13 protein-coding genes and 1 pseudogene are annotated in these 18,964 nt (G+C 67.9%); 9 read left to right on the forward strand and 5 right to left on the reverse strand.

Annotated elements, in window-relative coordinates; translation table 11 throughout:
- Positions 1 to 7: 7 nt before the first annotated feature.
- Entirely contained in the window at positions 8 to 904 is an 897-nt protein-coding gene (locus D472_RS0112100) for a hypothetical protein (RefSeq protein ID WP_017604747.1), read from the reverse strand.
- Positions 905 to 1,104: 200 nt separating this feature from the next.
- On the opposite strand from D472_RS0112100, the gene D472_RS0112105 reads away from it, so the two are divergent.
- Positions 1,105 to 1,701, forward strand: coding sequence for an HD domain-containing protein (locus tag D472_RS0112105; protein ID WP_017604748.1), 597 nt, complete (start codon positions 1,105 to 1,107; stop codon positions 1,699 to 1,701).
- 9 nt (positions 1,702 to 1,710) lie between these two features.
- Here the strand turns inward: D472_RS0112105 and D472_RS0112110 are convergent, their stop codons facing one another.
- On the reverse strand, positions 1,711 to 3,543 hold the full coding sequence (locus tag D472_RS0112110; protein WP_017604749.1) for a coiled-coil domain-containing protein: 1,833 nt from the start codon (positions 3,541 to 3,543) through the stop codon (positions 1,711 to 1,713).
- A 304-nt stretch (positions 3,544 to 3,847) separates the two neighbouring features.
- Here D472_RS0112110 and D472_RS0112120 point away from each other — a divergent pair, with 304 nt between their 5' ends.
- A complete protein-coding gene (locus tag D472_RS0112120; RefSeq protein ID WP_017604751.1) occupies positions 3,848 to 5,272 on the forward strand; it encodes an aldehyde dehydrogenase family protein in 1,425 nt (474 codons plus the stop codon).
- A 111-nt stretch (positions 5,273 to 5,383) separates the two neighbouring features.
- Here D472_RS0112120 and D472_RS0112125 read toward each other — a convergent pair whose 3' ends face one another.
- Both D472_RS0112125 and D472_RS0112130 read right to left on the reverse strand, forming a co-directional pair.
- Positions 5,384 to 6,469, reverse strand: coding sequence for a trypsin-like serine peptidase (locus D472_RS0112125; protein WP_017604752.1), 1,086 nt, complete (start codon positions 6,467 to 6,469; stop codon positions 5,384 to 5,386).
- Positions 6,470 to 6,708: 239 nt separating this feature from the next.
- Complete coding sequence (locus D472_RS0112130; RefSeq protein WP_017604753.1) at positions 6,709 to 8,343, reverse strand: CocE/NonD family hydrolase; 1,635 nt, start codon at positions 8,341 to 8,343, stop codon at positions 6,709 to 6,711.
- Positions 8,344 to 8,650: 307 nt separating this feature from the next.
- Between D472_RS0112130 and dxr the strand changes: the two genes are divergently transcribed.
- The 7 genes and pseudogenes from dxr to D472_RS0112165 all read left to right on the forward strand — a co-directional run bounded on the left by dxr (position 8,651) and on the right by D472_RS0112165 (position 18,416).
- On the forward strand, positions 8,651 to 9,853 hold the full coding sequence (dxr, locus tag D472_RS0112135) for a 1-deoxy-D-xylulose-5-phosphate reductoisomerase (RefSeq protein ID WP_026117613.1): 1,203 nt from the start codon (positions 8,651 to 8,653) through the stop codon (positions 9,851 to 9,853).
- Between the two features lie 27 nt (positions 9,854 to 9,880).
- A pseudogene (locus D472_RS26740) lies at positions 9,881 to 11,253 on the forward strand (M50 family metallopeptidase).
- Between the two features lie 289 nt (positions 11,254 to 11,542).
- Positions 11,543 to 12,697, forward strand: coding sequence for a flavodoxin-dependent (E)-4-hydroxy-3-methylbut-2-enyl-diphosphate synthase (gene ispG / locus D472_RS0112145; protein ID WP_017604757.1), 1,155 nt, complete (start codon positions 11,543 to 11,545; stop codon positions 12,695 to 12,697).
- A 434-nt stretch (positions 12,698 to 13,131) separates the two neighbouring features.
- Positions 13,132 to 14,592, forward strand: a complete 1,461-nt coding sequence (locus tag D472_RS0112150) for an amino acid permease (protein WP_017604758.1) — start codon at positions 13,132 to 13,134, stop codon at positions 14,590 to 14,592.
- 252 nt (positions 14,593 to 14,844) lie between these two features.
- Entirely contained in the window at positions 14,845 to 15,639 is a 795-nt protein-coding gene (locus D472_RS0112155) for a carbon-nitrogen hydrolase family protein (RefSeq protein ID WP_017604759.1), read from the forward strand.
- Between the two features lie 46 nt (positions 15,640 to 15,685).
- Positions 15,686 to 17,395, forward strand: a complete 1,710-nt coding sequence (locus D472_RS0112160) for a flavin monoamine oxidase family protein (protein WP_017604760.1) — start codon at positions 15,686 to 15,688, stop codon at positions 17,393 to 17,395.
- 235 nt (positions 17,396 to 17,630) lie between these two features.
- On the forward strand, positions 17,631 to 18,416 hold the full coding sequence (locus D472_RS0112165) for a sporulation protein (RefSeq protein WP_017604761.1): 786 nt from the start codon (positions 17,631 to 17,633) through the stop codon (positions 18,414 to 18,416).
- 48 nt (positions 18,417 to 18,464) lie between these two features.
- Here D472_RS0112165 and D472_RS0112170 read toward each other — a convergent pair whose 3' ends face one another.
- Positions 18,465 to 18,929 (reverse strand): Lrp/AsnC family transcriptional regulator, encoded by a 465-nt coding sequence (locus D472_RS0112170; RefSeq protein WP_017604762.1) that lies wholly within the window; start codon positions 18,927 to 18,929, stop codon positions 18,465 to 18,467.
- Between the last annotated feature and the right edge of the window lie 35 nt (positions 18,930 to 18,964).

The raw sequence follows: 18,964 nt of genomic DNA on the forward strand, positions 1-18,964 counted from the left end.
TCGAGCATCAGGCAGGAGCGTGCGTCCGCAGCTCCCCGCACACCTTCAGCAACCTCTCGCGCAACACCGCCCCACGTTCGGCGAAGTCACGCTGGTACTCCATGTAAGCGGCCTTGCCCTGGGCGGTCTCGATCCGCACCGGCTCATAACCCCACTCTCGCAGGTCGTAGGGGGAGGCCCGCATGTCCAGGGTGCGGATCTCCCGAGAAAGCTCGAAGCAGTCCACCACCAGTTCGGACGGCACCGCCGGGGTGAGCTTGTACGCCCACTTGTACAGGTCCATGTTCACGTGCAGGCACCCCGGCTGGTCCAGCTCCACCTGGGCCTCGCGCGTGGGCTGAAGGGTGTTGTGCGGGCGCGCGGGTTCGGTGAAGAAACGGAACGCGTCGAAGTGCGAGCACTGGATCCGGTGCGACTCCACCACCCGGTCGGTGCCCTGGTGACCCAACCGCAACGGCACCTGTCCGTGGCGCACCTTCGAGGTGCGGTACACCATCGCCCACTCGTGCAACCCGAAACAGCCCAGGTGGGCTGGGCGCGAGGCCACCGACGACAGCAGACGCTCCACGAAGTCCAGCACGGGGCGGGCCGCCAGGAAAGCGGGCACGTCCAGCCCCACCCGGCCGTCGTCGTGTTCGGTGTAGAAGCGCTCCGAGGACCTTTCTCGGGCACCCTCACCGGTCAGGAACGTGCCCACCCCCGGGTGCCAACGCCGAAGCTGCGCGGGCTTGAGGTTGTAGTAGGTGAACAGGAAGTCCTCTACCGGGTGGCGTTCACCCGCGCGACGGCGGCGCAGGTGGTCGGCGGTCAGCGCGTCCACCCGCTCGGCGTGCCGCGCGGCGCGCTCACGCCACCGATCTTCGCCCAGTACGGCCTCGGCGGCTTCGGTGATCTCGCTCGTCATCGTTGCCTTCACGGCCACCAGGGTATGCGTCGTCCACAGCGGCCCTGGTGGTGGCGACCCGACCCCCACGAGGGCCGTCCGGAGGAGGGGGAAGTGGCCCCCGGCGGAGATAGGGACGGTCCGACGATTCAAGGTCGGGATCGCGTCGAATGGGGGAATGACGAGTCGCGTGTGCGGGGCCTCGGCGCTACGGTTCCTGTGTGCTGATCCCCACCGACGAACAGATCCGTGCCCTCCACGAGCGCCACGCGCCCACCCAGGAGGCGTTCGACCGCGTCTTCACGCACTGCCGGGTGGTGTGCGCGATCGCCGAACAGCTACTCGACCAGGTTCCCGCGAACGTGAACGTCGACCTGGTGCGGGCGGGCTGCCTGCTGCACGACATCGGTGTCTACCGACTCATCGACGACTCCGGGCGCATCGACCACGCCCGTTACGTCAGCCACGGCGTCCTCGGGCACGAACTGCTCGCCGAGGAAGGGTTCCCCGAATTCCTGTGCCGCTTCTGCTCCCACCACACCGGTGTGGGCGTGACCGCCGATGACGTCCGGACCCAGGGTTTGCCGATCCCGGTCGCCGACTACCTCGCCCAGACCCCGGAGGAGGAGTTGGTGATGTACGCCGACAAGTTCCACAGCAAGACCGAACCCCCGGTATTCCGCTCCGTGGAAGGCTATTCGGCGAAGGTGCGGCGCCTGGGAGCCGACAAGGAGGTCCGTTTCAAGGGTTTGGTGGAGCGCTACGGAGAGCCCGATCTGGAGGCGCTCTCCCGTGTCTTCGGCCACCGGATCCTCTGAGTCGAGGCCTCAGTTGGACTGTTGGACCGGAAGGTGCCGGCCCAGGTAACCCACGTACACACGGTTGGTGGTGTCGGGGCCCAGGTCGGGGAAGAAGTACAACCGTGGGCAGATGCCGTACTCGATGTCCAGTTTGATGTGCGCGTACATCGGCACGCGCCCGGTCGGATCGACCTCGACCGGTACCCGAAAGAACCGTTTCTCGTTGAGTTTGCCCCGGTTACGCACGTAGTCCGATTCCTGGGAGGCCAACCGCTTGACCGGGATCACCCGGTAGCCGTCGGGCGGGTCCCGCAGGTAGGAGTGGAAACCCAGACCGCTGCCGGGGTTGTCGAACTGGTAACGGGCGTAGTCGTTGAGGGCCAGGAGCGCCTCCCAGGCCCGGGTGACCCACAGGCTCTCCTTGCGGCTGTCCGCCAGTTCGTACACCGTCTGATCCTCGATGGTGAAGAACAGGTGCGGGAGCGCGGTGCCGTCGGTGACGCGTTCCAACAGCTCGGCCACGCTCGTGGGCGGGCGCCGTTCGGGGTCGACCGGAGGAGGTGTGGCAGCCAATCGGAACAGGCCCTCCTCCCGGATTCGGTCACGTAACCACCGCACCTCGTACCGCGCCGAGCGCGCCACCTCCCGTGTGGTGTCCAGTTCCTCGGTCAGGTCCGCGGATTCGGCGAGTAGTTCCTGACGTTCCTCGGACAGTTCCGTGATCCGTGCGTTGAGACGACGCACCTCTTCTCGGAGTCGCTGCGCCTGTTGTTCCTGGGCCTGGACGGCGGCGAGTTCGGCGTTGGTGGCCGATTCCTGGTCGAACCGGCCAGTGGGCTCGGGCTGCTCGTGTCGGTCGCAAGGAGGGGGACCAGGGTGTTCCGATCCACTCGTTCTCAGAGGGCTGGAGGCGAAGGCGACCCGGTCGGGTCCGGAGCGCAGGTCGTCGGTCTCCTCGGTGAGCAAGGCGTCGATCGCCCTGAGGGGTTCGGGCAGGGCCAGGGAGAGCGCGTTCTCGCGGACCCCACGGGAGAGGGCGGCACCCACCCAGTTGCGGACCCGGTGCCCATTGCGGGCGGTACCCAAGGTGGTGGCGCCCATCCGTGGATGGCGGGTCGCGTCGGTGATCTCACGTGGGTCCGCCCCCGGTAGGAAAGTGCGGACCCCGCCCGGCGGGATGTCCAATTCGCGGGGAAGAAGTCGCTTCGTCTTGTCCAAGGCGGCGTTGTCGAGCACGTATCCGGCGCACATGCCGGTGCAGCGGGACAGGGCCCCGGCCATGGAACCGCGCCAGTCGGCCACGGTCACGTCGTCGGGGGAGCCGGTGGCGATGATGGCCAGTCGCCGGAGCGGGTCGCGGATGGCGGAGTACAGGGCGGCCACGTCCTCTTCATTGCGGCCGCGCACGATCCTGGGCGCGGACGACAGCCGGTGGGCCCCGTCGTGGGCGTTCAGGGAGTCCAACAGCATGCGCGCGGCCTCGGGAGGCATCACCTCCAACCGGGAGGCTTCGGTGAGGGCGCCGGGGGCCGGGTCGACGGTCATGTCCAGCCACAGGTAGTGCCAAGGTGACAGTTCGGGGTCGAGTACCACGGTGACCACGGTGCGCCACACTCCGTCGGGTTTGTCGGACTCGGTGGTCAGGCGCAGGAAGGTCAGTCCCTCGTCGGTGTTGTCGTGTCGCACGACCAAGGCCCGAGACCTGTTACTGAGGTCGTAACGACCGGAGGCGCCGAAGTCCACCCGCGCTCCGGAGTTCCCGCGTTTGCTCAGCCACCGGGAGAGGATGCCGGAGGCTTCGGCGGCGAGGTCCCCTTCGTTGTCCGGAACGGCGACGAGCGTGCGGTAGACGAGCGGCAAAGGGCACTCCCGGGTTCCCGTCGACGGCGGTGGACCCGAGGGCCTGACCGAACGTGCCGACAGAGCCCTCCCTCACCACTGTGTATCAAGGATTGCTTCAACGCCAGCCGGTTGGGCGAAGAACCGTTCCCGCGTTGTTCAGTCGACGTCTTCCTGGAGGTACCGCTTGTCGGCCCACGGAACGTCCATGTCGTCGACGTGCGTCCGCAACGGCTCGCGATACTCCATTGTGGCCAAGGTGGTGCCGGGCTTTGGCGATGGTGGACAAGGCGGAGCCGAGCCCTGGGGGTCTAGCGTCGCGAACATGACCGCACACCCGTTCTGGTCGGCCGGCACCGCCGCGACCGGCGACACCGAGATGACCATCCTCAACCCCTACACCGGCGAGGCGGTGGGCACCGTTTCCGTTCCCACCCCCGAGCAGGTGGAGGAGGCCGTGGCCGCCGCGCACGCGGCCGCCGCCGAGGCCGCCGCCCTGCCCGCCCATGTGCGTGCCTCCGCTCTGGACCACGTCTGCGGGCGGATGGCCGAGCGCGCCGAGGAGATCGCCCAGGTGATCACCGCCGAGAGCGGCAAGGCCATCAAGTGGGCCCGGGCCGAGGTCGGACGCGCCGTCTCGGTCTTTCGCTGGGCGGCCGAAGAGAGCCGTCGGGACAGTGGAGAGCTTCAGCGCTTGGACACCGATGCGGGTGGTGTCGGTCGCATGGCCCTGATCCGTCGCGTCCCCAAGGGTCCGGTCCTGGGCATCCCTCCGTTCAACTTCCCGCTCAACCTGGTCGCGCACAAGATCGGACCCGCGATCGCCGTGGGTGCGCCCATCATCCTCAAACCCGCCCCGGCCACCCCCATGACGGCACTGCTACTGGGCGAGATCATCGCCGAGACCGACCTGCCCCGCGGCATGGTGTCGGTGTTGCCCATGCCCAACGACTCGGCCGCGGCGTTGATCACCGACGATCGTCTGCCCGTGGTGTCCTTCACCGGTGGCGCCTTCGGTTGGGAGATCCAGCGACGGGTCCCTCACAAGCACCTCATCTTGGAATTGGGCGGTAACGCCGCCGCCGTGGTGCTGGACGACGCCGATCTGGACCGGGCCGCCCGACGGGTGGCGCTGTTCGGTAACAGCCAGGCCGGTCAGGTGTGTATCGGTGTGCAGCGCGTCGTGGTCACCGAGACCGTGCACGACGCCTTCGTGCCGCGCCTGGTCGCGCAGGTCGAGGCGCTCGGCACCGGTGACCCCGCCGACCCCGGGACCGACGTGGGTCCGATGATCGACGAGGCGGCTGCCGAGCGGGTGCTCTCCTGGGTGGGCGAGGCGGTCGAGGCCGGGGCTCGTGTGCTCACCGGAGGCACTCGTGACGGTGTGACAATGGCGCCCACCGTCTTGGTCGACGTTCCCTCCGAAGCCAGGGTGGTGCGTCAGGAGGTGTTCGGCCCGGTCCTGGTGGTTCAACGGGTCGCCGACACCGACGCCGCCTTCGCCGCGGTCAACGACAGCGACTATGGCTTGCAGGCGGGCGTGTTCACCCGGGACCTGCCCACCGCCTTCCGCGCCCACCGGGAGTTGGAGGTCGGTGGTGTGATCATCGGCGACGTTCCCACCTTCCGCGCCGATCAAATGCCCTACGGCGGAGTCAAGGGTTCCGGTGTGGGCAAGGAGGGCGTGCGCGCCGCGATGACCGACCTGAGCGAGGAGCGCGTCATGGTCCTCACCGGTATCGATCTGTAGACGCCCGCACGGGGACGGCCGGTGGCCACCCCAAGGGGAAGGGTGGTCACCGGCCGTGGTCGGGGACGATCACGCCCCCGGTGAGGAGGGAATCCTCTTCAGCGATCGGTGCTACAGGCGTTCGGCGCGCTCGAAGAGCCGTTGGGCCTCTACCCCGAATCGGGGACCGTACTGGGTGTTGCGGTCGTCGGCGTACTTGAAGCTCACCACCGAGGAGATGGTGCCCTGGCCGGTGGTGGAGTCGAAGTCGGTGAACCATGGCCCGCCACTGGACCCTTGTGTCATCGCGCAGCGCATCCCGTTGGCGGTGGTGCCGCCGGTGTCGGGGGTGGTCCGGCCCGAGCAGTAGTGCAGGTCCTCACCGTCGTAAGGGGAGGAGGCCGGGTAGCCGAACGAGTACACCTGCACGCCTCGTTCCACCTGGGCCTGGGACCAGGAATCGAAGGAGATCGGCTGGGACCCGACCCGGTCCTGAGCGGTCTCGGAGCCGTCCTTGTTCAGTACGACCATCGCGAAGTCGTAGCTGTCGTCGGCCTGGTCGGCCCACTGCGGGGCGACCAGCAGGTCGCGTGCGGTGAACTTACCGTGCGGGCTTCCCCCCGCCGAGTGCCCCGGCACGAAGGTCCAGTTGCGCGCCCAGGAACCTCGACCATCCTTGGCGCAGTGGCCGGCGGTGACCAGGGTGCTCCTGTTGGCCGAGTCCACCACCGACGCCGAACACGTGAAGTCGCGCCCGTCCAGGGTCAGGTACACCTTGCCGGTGGTGCGGGCGACCAGCCCGCCACCGGTCCAACGCTCGCCGGCGCTGTCGGGTCGGGAGACCTGCCATTCCACCTCCTGGTCCTCAGGGGCGGGGAAGAGGGAGGAACCGGTGAGATCGAGGGTGGAATCGATAAGGTCGGAGATGGGGCGCGCGGTGGCCATCCGTTCGTCGGTCCAGTAGGCGAGGACCTCGGCGTTCTGGGCCTGGGTGATCGCCCCCACCTGGTGGACGGCCCCGTCCACTCGGGTGAGGGAGGCCTGGGACGATCGGACCGGCGTCTGGTCCGGAGCCGTGGCCTCGGAGTCGGTGGTGTGGACGGCCTGGGTGAGCGCGGCTGTGGGTGCCGGGAGCTTGTCGATGATCGCCGCCCCCGCGAAGGCGACCATGAGGGCGGCCAGCGGGGTGAGGACCTTGTATGCGGTGGGCGAGGTCATGGCCCGATCTTTGCACACTGGCGGTAATTATTTGACTACTTTTAGTTTGTGTCGCTGAACTTTCGGGAACCAAGCCCGTTCGGGAGGGTGGTTCGGTGCCTTCGAGGAGGGCCGATGTCCACGCCCACGGCACAACCCTTGTGAGGTGGCCGGTCGACTTCGCCGGAGAGAAGTCGACCGGCCACCGGTTTTTGAAGGCTCCGGTGCCGTGCGACCCGGACCGGAGCCCGAGGGAAGGATCAGCCGAGCGGGATGGTCACCCGGGCGGGGGCGTCCTCGGGAGAGGCCACCTCGACACGGTCGCCGATGCGGCTCTCACCCGAGTAGCGCGCGTCGCGACTGTCCACCACCACGGCCAGCCGGTGGCCTGCGGGGACGTCCCACACCACCGACGACAGTTCGGTCTCCACCGTCACGGGTTCGCCCGGGGTGGTGCCGCGCAGGGTGTAGGGGGCGTGGCTCACCAGGGAACCGGTGCCCCGGGAATTGATCGCGTACAGGTACACGAACACCGACTGGTCGGTGGCGGACGGGGTGACCGTGAACGTCACCTCCGGGGTGCCCGCCACACGGACGCCCTCGGGGTAGGCGGGGCTGGTCCACACGGCCGCGCGGTGTCGGTCCACGGTGGGCAGTAGCACGCCCGTGGGCACGTCGAAGAATTGTTGGAGCGCACCGGTGAGCATGACGGTGCCACTGTCGGCGGGGGTGTTGATTCCGGTGCGGAAGTCATAGTCCCAGCCGGTCGCGGGTTCGGTCTCCATCGCTCCGGAGCTCTGCCAACGCAGCCAGTTCTTGCTGGGCTCGGCGAGGAAGTACTCGTCGGTGCCCGTGGTCACCGACGGCCAGTCGGCGTGCGAGGTCCACGCGCCACGTCCGTTGTTGGGCTTGAGGTGCACGGGGGCCTCGGCGTCGATTCCGTTGTCCTCATCCTTGAGGTGGTGATCGAACCAGCGTGCCAGGTCCTCCCAGACCTCGTTGGGCAGGCCGAGTGCGCCGAAGGCCTCGGATGTGGCGTGGTCGCCGGGAGCGAACATCAAGCGCTTGGGACCATCGAGTTCCTCGTAGAAGTCGGCGATGTGTCCGACCGGGAACATGCCGTCGTTCCAGCCGTGCGCCATCATGATGGCGGTCCCGTTGGCGTTGAGTTGGTCCACCTTGGTGGCGGCGGAGCGTTCCGGGGAGAGTTCCAGGATGGGCTCGACGTTGCCCTTGCGGTACTCGCGCTCGATCTCCCGGAGCTTCTCGCCGGGCCGTCCGACCAGGTTGCCGGCCAGGAGCAGCAGTTCGGCGGACTGCACGTCGATGGTCTCGTTGGGGTAGAGCGAGGCCTCCAGGTCGGCCCAGCCGCTCATGGCACCGACGGCCTTGACCCGGTCGTCCTGGGCGGCGGTGAGGAGGCTGATGCCCGCTCCGTAGGAGATGCCGGCCATGCCGATGCGATCGGGATCGGCGTCGGTGTTGTCCAAGGCCCAGTCGATGACGGCACTGGCGTCGGCCAGGTCCTCGGGGCCGGCTACCTCGATACCGCCGCCGGAATCCCAAAAGCCGCGTGAGGAATAGGCCACGACCTGGTAACCGGAGGTTTCCGCCATCTTCTTGGCGGCGCCGACGTAGAGGAGGTGGGGGGTGCCCCAGGCGGCCGGCATGACCAACAGCGGGTGCGGGCCCTCGACCCCGGTGGGGGTGATGACCTTGGCCTTCAGTTCGGTTCCGTCATGGCTGACGATGGTCTCGTAGCCGATGGTCGAGCCGATGCTCTGGGCGGACGCGGGGGCGGGAGACAACAGGGCGGCGGAGAGAACGGACGCCACGAGAACGGACAGAATGCGGGGGAGCACGCCGAAGGGGGCGCGTGCGGGGGTGGGGGTCATTGCGAAACCTCGAAGAAAAGGGGCGGGGAGGTCCCGATGGGTTCGCGCCGTCACCATCGGTGGTCGTCGGGGGGCGGTTCGCCCGACGGTGAGTGGTCTCTCTTCCTACTGTGGCGTAACTTACTTGCCGGTAAAGTTAGACGATCTCCAAGACCCTGTAAAGACCTGGGCGTTCCCGAACCCCTTTCGACTCGGGGATTCGGGCCATCGAACCCGACCTGGCGCAGGGGTCCTCCACAGGCCTTCGGCAGCGGTCGTCGGGTTGGGTGACAATGGGACGGTGCGAGAAGAACAGCAACGAACAGTGGTGATCCTCGGGTCCACCGGGTCCATCGGGACCCAGGCCATCGACCTGGTCCAACGCAACCCGGAGCGTTTCCGCGTGGTGGGTCTGGCCGCGGGCGGTGGCCGCACGGACCTGCTGGCCAAGCAGGCCGTCCAGCTCGGTGTCGAACGCGTGGCCGTGGCCGACCCCGCGCGCGCCGCCGAGCTCGGCCGCCTGCTGGCCGAACAGGGCGCCACACCCGAGGTGCTTCCCGGGGCCGAGGGCGTGGCGGCGCTCGCCGGAACCTCCTGCGATGTCGTGCTCAACGGCATCACCGGCGCTCTGGGGCTGGAGTCCACCCTCGCCGCGCTACGCTCCGGAGCCACCTTGGCCCTGGCCAACAAGGAATCGCTCATCATCGGTGGTCCATTGGTACGGGAGTTGGCCGAACCCGGTCAGATCGTCCCGGTCGATTCCGAGCACTACGCCATCGCTCAGTGCTTCCCACACCGACCGCAAGGGGAACTCACCGGTCTCGCCCAAGGGCTGGTGCACGCACGAACGTCCCAGGTGCGCCGGCTGGTCGTCACCGCGAGTGGTGGCCCCTTCCGGGGGCGCCGTGCCGAGGATCTGACCGCGGTCACCCCGGAACAGGCGCTCGACCATCCCACCTGGAGCATGGGCCCGGTCATCACGGTCAACTCCGCCACCCTGGTCAACAAAGGGCTGGAGGTGATCGAGGCGAACCTGCTGTTCGACATCCCCTTCGACCGCATCGAGGTGGTCGTCCACCCACAGTCGATCGTGCACTCCATGGTCGAGTACGTGGACGGCACCACCCTGGCCAAGGCCAGCCCGCCCAGCATGATGATCCCCATCGCCTACGGCATGAGCGCACCCGACCGGGTCCCCGACGCCGCTCCCGGCATGGATTGGACCCGGGCCCAGAGTTGGACCTTCGAACCACTGGATCACGAGGCCTTCCCGGCGGTGCGCGTGGCCGCCGAGGTCGGCGCGGTGGGGGGCACCGCCCCGGCCGTCTACAACGCGGCCAACGAGGAGGCGGTCGACGCGTTCCTCCGGGGAAACCTCGCCTTTACGGCGATCATGGACACCGTCTCCCAGGTAGTCTCTGAACACCGGCGGACGGACGGTTCGGGTTCCGCACCCCTGACCCTGGACGACGTGTACGCCGCCGACACCTGGGCCCGCATCCGCGCGCGCGAGCTGCTCGCCCACGGCTGAGGACAACTCTGGCTTGAGGAGAGATACATGGTCGTGTTGCTGACCGTGGTCGGGATCATCCTGCTCGTCCTGGGTTTGCTGTTCTCGATCGCCTGGCACGAACTCGGTCACATGGCCACGGCCAAGATGTTCGGCATCAAGTGCACCGAGTTCATGGTCGGGTTCGGTAAGACCCTGTGGTCGACGCGCCGAGGTGAGACCGAGTACGGGATCAAGGCGGTGCCACTGGGTGGTTTCGTGCGCATGGTGGGGATGTTGCCTCCGGCCAAACGCACCGAGGACGACGGTTCCCGCAAGATGTCCCGGTGGCGGGCCATGGCCGAGGACGCCCGCGAGGCCTCCTACGTGGAGCTGGGGCCCCAGGACCAGGACCGCCAGTTCTACCAGCGTTCTCCCTGGAAGCGCCTGATCGTCATGTTCGCCGGCCCGGGCATGAACCTGATCCTGGGCATCATCCTGCTCGCGGTGCTCTTCATGGGCATCGGTGTCTACCAGGACACCACCGAGATCGGGGCGGTCAGCGAGTGCGTGGCACCCGAGGGCACCTCCATCACCGAGTGCACCGACGACCTGCCGCCCACCCCCGCCCTGGAGGCGGGCCTGCTCCCCGGTGACGTCATCGTCTCCGTGGCCGGCACCCCCACCCCGGAGTGGGCCGATGCCAGCCGCGAGATCCGAGTGGCGGGCGGGCCCCCNCGGACGGCCCCACCGAGTTCGGTGTCGAACGCGACGGGGAGCGCTTCACCACCACGGTCGACGTCATCCAGAACGAATTGCCGGCGCGCGACGAGTCCGGCGCGCTCGTCTACGCCACCGACGAGCGCGGCGACAACGTCTACGACGACAGGGGGCGCCGCGTCCCCGAGGTCGAGACGGTGGGCTTCCTGGGTATCTACTTCGCTCAGGAGCGGGAGACCCTCACCGTGGCGGAGACCACCGGCGAGGTGGGCGAGATGTTGGTCAACGTCGGTCGAGCGATCATCAACCTGCCAGGCCGGGTTCCCGAGGTGTTCGGTGCCGCCTTCCTGGGCGAGCAGCGCACCGAGGACTCGCCCGTGGGCATCGTCGGTATCTCCCGGATCGGCGGTGAGATCATGTCGCAAGGCCTGCCGGTGGTGGACACGGCGGCGCTGATGATCAGCATCCTGGCGGGGGTCAACTTCTTCCTGTTCGCCTTCAACATGGTGCCGATCCTGCCGCTGGACGGTGGACACATCGCCGGAGCCATTTGGGAGTCGATCAAGAGGTGGACCGCGCGGTTGTTCCGGCGGCCCGACCCGGGACCGGTGGACATCGCGCTCCTGACCCCGGTGGCCTATGTCGTGGTGGCCTGTTTCCTGGTGTTCAGCGTCATCCTGCTCGTGGCCGATCTGGTCAACCCGGTCCTGCTGTTCGGCTGACCGGCCGCCCCGCGCGCCCGGCCCGCCCCTCGCGGGGCCGGGTGCGCGGGGCGCGGTGCACGGCGATCAGCGGGCCTGGAGGGACGAACCGCTGTGAGTGGGGCCACGAACGGCCGAGTGGCGGCTCGGGGGCGGGTAACCTTGAGCACGCGTTGCGGGGACCGCGGCCCGGCCTTGACCGAGCGAACGGAGCGCCCGAACGCGGATCCGCCGCCGCTGCGGCGCTCTTCCTCACGAACCGTGACATCAAGTGCCGCCCCCTGCCGGCGGCAGACGAGGTGAATCAAGCGTGACCGTCGATCTCGGTATCCCCGCCACCCCGCCGCGCCCACTGGCGACCCGGCGCAAGACGCGGCAGATCATGGTCGGCGACGTCCCCGTGGGCGGGGACGCCCCGGTGTCCGTGCAGTCGATGACGACCACCCGCACCTCCGACATCAACGCCACCCTGCAGCAGATCGCCGAACTCACCGCCTCGGGCTGCCAGATCGTTCGGGTGGCCGTGCCCACCAACGACGACGCCGACGCATTGGCGGTCATCGCCAAGAAGTCGCAGATCCCGGTGATCGCGGACATCCACTTCCAGCCCAAGTACGTCTTCCAGGCCATCGACGCCGGCTGCGCCGCGGTGCGCGTCAACCCGGGCAACATCAAGAAGTTCGACGACAAGGTCGCCGAGATCGCCAAGGCCGCGGGTGAAGTGGGCACCCCGATCCGTATCGGCGTCAACGCCGGCTCGCTGGACAAACGTCTGCTCGCCAAGTACGGCAAGGCCACCCCCGAAGCCTTGGTGGAGTCGGCGCTGTGGGAGTGCTCTTTGTTCGAGGAGCACGGTTTCCGCGACATCAAGATCTCCGTCAAGCACAACGACCCCGTCGTCATGGTCAACGCCTACCGGTTGCTGGCCGAGTCCTGCGACTACCCGCTGCACCTGGGCGTGACCGAGGCCGGACCGGCCTTCCAGGGCACCATCAAGTCCTCGGTGGCCTTCGGAGCGCTGCTGGCGGAGGGCATCGGTGACACCATCCGGGTCTCACTGTCGGCCCCGCCGGCCGAGGAGGTCAAGGTCGGCAACCAGATCCTGGAGTCGCTGGGCCTGCGGGAGCGTGGCCTGGAGATCGTGTCCTGCCCGAGCTGTGGACGCGCCCAGGTGGACGTCTACAAGCTGGCGGACGAGGTCACGGCCGGTCTGGAGGGCATGGAGGTGCCGCTGCGCGTGGCCGTCATGGGCTGCGTCGTCAACGGTCCGGGTGAGGCGCGCGACGCAGACCTGGGTGTGGCCTCGGGCAACGGCAAGGGCCAGATCTTCGTCAAGGGAGAGGTCATCAAGACCGTCCCCGAGGCCAAGATCGTGGAGACCCTCATCGAGGAGGCCATGCGCATCGCCGAGGAGATGGGCGAGGCCGGGGTCGAGGGCGAGCCCAGCGTGTCCATCACCGGCTGACGCCTTTTCTCGCCACCCCGCCCCAAGGGGTTCGGGGAAGGAGTCCTTCGGCAGGGGGAGTCCGGCCACGTACCGGGCTCCCCCTTGCGTGTGTCCGGGTCTTCCCGTGTCGGGAACCCTCCTGTGGCCGGGCTCCGGTGAGGTGGGAGTGGACCTTTGGGCGCTCCGCGGATTCCACGGGAGGGACGGGTCCCGAAGCCACGTCGCGGGCCAGGCGAGGAGGACCACGGAAGGCCACACCACACGGCGTGACCTTCCGTGTGTTTCTTGCGTCGGTCTGCGCGACTCCTGCTGATAAACCAGACAAACGCAATGAATGTGGGTCATGTTACTCAGGCAACACCATTAACGTTGCCTGGGGAATATCACGGGCGCTCCTCCGTCGAGGAGTGCCCTTCGCCGTGCTCATTCGTAGAACGTCGAGGAGTCGATTCGTGCTGGAGCAGAAGACGCCCGCGCAGGTGAGCGCGGGCGTTCCCACACTCGGTCAGCGCCTGTCCCGGCGCAAGCCGGTCGAGAAACTGATGGCGGAGACCGAAAACGGGCACGGATTGCGCCGTACCATGGGTTTTTGGCAGCTGTCCATGATCGGCATCGGCGCGACCCTGGGCACCGGCATCTTCGTCGTCCTCGGTGAGGCGGTCCCCGTCGCCGGCCCCGCCGTCGTCCTCGCGTTCGTCCTGGCCGGTGTCACCGCACTGTTCTCCGCGCTGGCCTACGCGGAGATGGCGGGAATGATCCCCGCCTCCGGATCCGCTTACTCGTACTCCTACGCCACCATGGGCGAGTTCATGGCCTGGGTGTGCGGCTGGTGCCTGATGCTCACCTACGGGGTCTCCGTGGCCGCGGTGGGCGTCGGCTGGGGGCAGTACATCAATGAACTGCTACACCTGACCACCGGGTTGTCGTTGCCCGCCACGTTCCTGGTCGGACCCTTGGAGGGCGGTCTGGTCAACCTGCCCGCCGCCACCGTGGTCCTGCTGTCGATGTTCGCCCTGCTCGCCGGCGTCCGCGAGAGTACCCGTGCCAACGCCGTCATGGTGGTCATCAAGGTCGCGGTCCTGCTCATGTTCGTGGTCATCGCCTTCACCGCCGTCCAGGACGGCAACTTCGCCCCCTTCATGCCGATGGGCATGGCCGGCGTCTCCGCCGCGGGCGCCACCCTGTTCTTCTCCTACATCGGCTTCGACTCCGCGTCCACGGCCAGTGAGGAGGCCAAGAATCCGCAGCGCGACCTGCCACGCGCCATCATGTTCTCCATGATCGTGGTCACCGCGATCTACTGCCTGGTGGCCTTCAGCGCCGTGGGTGCCCTGGAGTGGACCGAGTTCGCCGAGGGTCGGACCTCGTTGGCCGGGATCCTGACCGTGGTCACCGGTACCCCGATCTGGGCCATCGTCTTCGCCGCCGGGGCGGTCCTGGCCCTGGCCAGTGTGGTGCTGGTGGTCCTCTACAGCCAGACCCGCATCCTCTACGCGATGTCGCGCGACGGTCTCATCCCCAAGGTCTTCTCCAGGGTCGACGCCAAGGGCACCCCCCGCGCCAACACCGTCATCACCTCGGTGTTCATCGCCTTGCCGGCCGCCTTCATCCCTCTCGGTCCGCTCGCCGACGCCACCGCGATCGGCACACTGTTCGCCTTCGCCCTGGTCAACGTCGCCGTCCTGGTGTTGCGCCGCTCCCGTCCCGAACTCCCCAGGGCCTTCCGGATGCCCGGTGCCCCGATGACCCCGCTCCTGGGCGTCCTGGCCTGTGCCTACCTCATGTTCAGCATGTCGTTGAGCGTGTGGATAAGCTTCGGTCTCTGGTCGGTGTTGGGCTTGGCCGTCTACTTCGGCTACGGCATGCGCCGTTCCGTGCTGGAGACCGAACCCATGGTCGAAGCACGAGCCTGATTCGTGTACGTGCCGTGGGTCGGACGTTCCGAGGGCGGTGATCCGAACGCGGGCGGACCGGGCGTCCCGGGCCCGCCCGCGTGCTCCCGCAGGGGAGGAGTGGGGGCGGCCGCGCGAGTGCGCGTAGACGCAACGATCGGCTCTGGTCCCCGACAAACTCGCAACAGAACGCTTCTTTTTCGCATGTTTTCGACGCCTTCGTCCCCCTAGAGTGGACGCGGATAGATGGCGATCCGCCAGGGAGGAGGAGCGATGCCCGCACCACTGAGAGTGGCCCTCGACCAGGGCACGGGACGCAGTGGCGACACCGCCTCCGCCCTCACCCGGCTTCGGGACAGGGCTCGGGCGGCCGCAGCCGCCGGCGCCACCCTCCTCGTGGGCCCGGAGATGTCCCTGACCGGATACAACATCGGGGAGCGGGTTCGAGAACTCGCCGAACCCGAGGACGGGCCTCTCTATGAAGCGGTGGCCCGGATCGCCGTCGACACCGGTGTGGCCGTGGTCTACGGCTTCCCCGAACTCGCCGACGGGCGGATCTACAACGCGATCCGACTCGTGGACACCACGGGGTCCTCCCGCGCGCTCTACCGCAAGACCCACCTGTTCAAAGACCTGGACCGAGGCCTCTTCGCCCCAGGCGCCGACCTGCCCGTCCAGGTCGATTTCGAGGGCCACCGACTCGGCTTCCTGATCTGCTATGACGTGGAGTTCCCTGAGACGGTGCGGGCGCACGCCCTGGCCGGGACCACGTTCCTGCTCGTGCCCACCGGCCTCATGGCGCCCAACACCTCGATCTCGACGCTCCTGGTCCCGGCCCGGGCCATGGAGAACCAGATCCACCTGGCCTACGTGAACCGCTGTGACGGCGAGGGCGACCTCGATTACGTCGGGCTGAGCACCCTGGTCGGTCCGGACGGTACCGAGCTGCTCCGGGCCGGTCCCACCGAGGAGCTGCTGATCGGCGAGGTCGATCCGAGTGCCACCGAGGCCGTCCGGGCCGAACTGTCCTACCTGGACGATCGTCGAGCCGACCTCTACGGCCACTGAAACCGCCTCCCACCTCACGTTCCAGTCCTAGCGAAGGAGGGCCTTCATGACGTCCGCCGTGCCCACGTCCGCCGGTACCACCGATCAGGGAGATCGGCCCCTGAACATGTGCGGGCCCGACTTTCCGTTCGCCTATGACGCCTACCTGGCCCACCCGGCCGGGTTGGGCCAGGTGCCCGCCCGATACCACGGCACCGAGGTCGCGGTGATCGGTGGTGGCCTCTCCGGTGTCGTCACCGCCTACGAGCTCATGAAGATGGGGCTGAAGCCGGTGGTGTACGAGGCCGACCGGATCGGCGGTCGGTTGCGTACCGAACGCATGGGCGGCGGTCCCGACGACGTGGTCGCCGAGATGGGCGCCATGCGTTTCCCCCCGTCCTCCACCGCCTTCTGGCATTACGTGGACCGGGTGGGTCTACGCACCAGCGCCTTTCCCAATCCGCTCTCCCCGGCGACTCCGAGCACCGTCGTCGACCTCAAGGGCCGGACGCACTACGCCACCGAACTGGACGACCTGCCCGAGATCTACCGGGAGGTCGCCCGGGCCTGGGACCAGACCCTGGAGAGCGTCGAGCACACCCGTATGCAAAAGGCGATTCGTGAACGCGACGTCGCCACCCAGAAGGAGATCTGGAACCGGTTGGTGGAGAGCCTGGACGACCAGACCTTCTACGGCTTCCTGTGCGAGTCACCGGGCTTCTCCTCCTTCCGCAAGCGGGAGATCTTCGGCCAGGTGGGCTTTGGCACCGGTGGTTGGGACACCGACTTCCCCAACTCCATCCTGGAGATCTTGAGGGTCACCTACACCGGCGCGGACGACGACCACATGGGCATCGTCGGCGGAGTGGACCAACTGCCTCGGCGCCTGTGGGAGGACGCCCCGGACAAGCTCGTGCACTGGGCACAGGGCACCTCCCTGGCCTCGCTGCACGAGGAGGGGCCCCTTCCGGCGGTGACGGCGCTGCGTCGCACGGCCGCCAAGGGGCGTCCAGGGGGCAACATCACCGTCACCGACGCCTCCGGCTCCACGCGCACCTACCCGACGGCGGTGTTCACCGCGCAGTCCTGGGCGCTGTTGTCCAAGATCGATTGCGACGAGGACCTGTTGCCCATCGAGCACTGGAACGCCCTCGAACGCACCCACTACATGGAGTCCTCGAAGCTGTTCGTGCCGGTGGATCGTGCCTTTTGGCGGGACAAGGACCCCGAGACCGGCCGGGACCTGATGAGCATGACGCTCACCGACCGCATGACCCGGGGCACCTACCTGCTGGAGGGTCAGGACCCGGACGGACCCGCCGCGATCTGCATGTCGTACACCTGGTGCGACGACTCGCTCAAGTGGTTGCCGTTGTCCGCCAACGAGCGCATGGAGGTCATGCTGGCCTCCCTGGGCAAGATCTACCCGGGTGTGGACATCCGTTCGCACATCACCGGTGACCCGGTCACGATCTCGTGGGAGGACGAGCCCTACTTCATGGGCGCCTTCAAGGCCAACCTGCCCGGCCACTATCGGTACCAGCGGCGGCTGTTCACCCACTTCCGCCAAGATGACCTGGCCGAGCGACACCGCGGTCTGTTCCTGGCCGGCGACGACATCTCCTGGACGGCCGGCTGGGCCGAGGGTGCGGTCCAGACCGCCCTCAACGCGGTGTGGGGCGTCATGCACCACTTCGGTGGCGCGACCGACCCGACCAACCCGGGCCCGGGCGACCGTTTCGACGAACTGGCCCCGGTCGCCCTGCCCGAGGACTGACCCGCCAAGCCATCCGACGAAGAGGCCCCGGTGCGGGTTCTTCCACGACGCGCTCCAGGGCCCTCTTCGTGTAGCGGCGGTCCGGCGAAACGGCATCGGGAGGAACTTCGCCCATCGCCTTGCGGTAGATTCCCTGAGCGGTCGCTCGCCACTGCCGACGTCTCCTGAAAACCCTCCCCGAGGCGCCGCTGAGCCCGCCATCCTCAGCCAGGTATCACCGGGAAGAGAAAACATCATGGTCATCAAACGCCTGCTCGCCGGCATCGGAATCGGTGGAGCCTCGGTGGAAACCTCCCTGACCTCCTCCGTGGCCGTTCCCGGTGGTTTCCTGCGGGGCACCGTCGTCATCGAGGGCGGTGACGTGGAGCAGCGGGTCGAACAGCTCACGGTCGGCCTCCAGGGCCGGGTCGAGACCGAGGTGGGGGACCATGAGGTCGAAAACGACGTGGAGTTCCATCGGGTACGCCTGGGCGAGGGCGTGACCCTCGTGCCCGGACAGCGCTTCCAGGTGCCCTTCGAACTCTTCGTGCCTTGGGAGACCCCCATCACCGCTCACCGTGGTCGTCGGCTGCGTGGCATGAACCTCGGTGTGAACACCCGTTTGCACGTGGCGAACGCGGTCGACCCCGGTGACTTGGACCCGGTGGGCATCGAACCCCTTCCCGCGCAGGTCGCCGTCCTGGACTCACTGCTTGGTCTGGGGTTCACCTTCGAGCACGCCGACTTGGAACGGGGCCGCCTCGCGAGGACCCGGCAGCGGCTGCCCTTCTACCAGGAGATCGAGTTCCGCTCGCCGGGACGCTATCGGGGCCTGAACGAGTTGGAGTTGTCCATGGTCACCGACGAGCACGGCCTGGACGTGGTGCTGGAGCTCGACAAGAAGCCGGGCCTGCTCTTCTCCGAGGGGCGCGACACCTACCACCGCTTCAGCGTGAGTCACCACGATGGCGCCGGATACGACTGGACGGGTCACCTGCACCAGTGGATCGACTCCCTGGCCGGACGTAGAGACCTGTTCTGACCTTGGTGGGGCCCGGGAGTCCGTGCTCTTGGGCCCGCTTCCGTGTTCCTAGGACACGTCGGCGGCGCCGGCGAGGATGGGCTGGTCGACCAGCCGGGACAGCACCAGGGTGCTCTTGGTGCGCACCACGAAGTGTTCGGCGCCGATGCGCTCGATGACCTCTTCCAGGTGGCGGGTGTCGCGGGCGCGTACCTGCACGATGGCGTCGGCGTCGCCGGTGACGGTACACGCCGAGGTGACCTCCGGGTAGCCGGCCAGGCCCTTGCGGATCTCGGTGGGGGAGGTGCGCGCGCGACAATACAGCTCGATGAACGCCTCGGTGGTCCAGCCGATCGCCTGGGGTTCGACGACCACGGTGAAACCGCGCACCGCCCCCGATTCGATCAGTCGGTCGACACGGCGTTTGACCGCCGAAGGGCTGAGCCCGACCTCGCCGCCGATCTCGGCGAAACTCGTCCGCGCGTCCGCGCCGAGTATCGCGATGATCCGCTCATCGACGCGATCCAGACGCATTGTTCCCCTTCGTCTATGTATGTTCCGGCCAGGCC

The organism is Nocardiopsis alkaliphila YIM 80379, from assembly GCF_000341005.1.
In the GTDB taxonomy this organism is placed as follows: Bacteria; Actinomycetota; Actinomycetes; order Streptosporangiales; family Streptosporangiaceae; genus Nocardiopsis; species Nocardiopsis alkaliphila.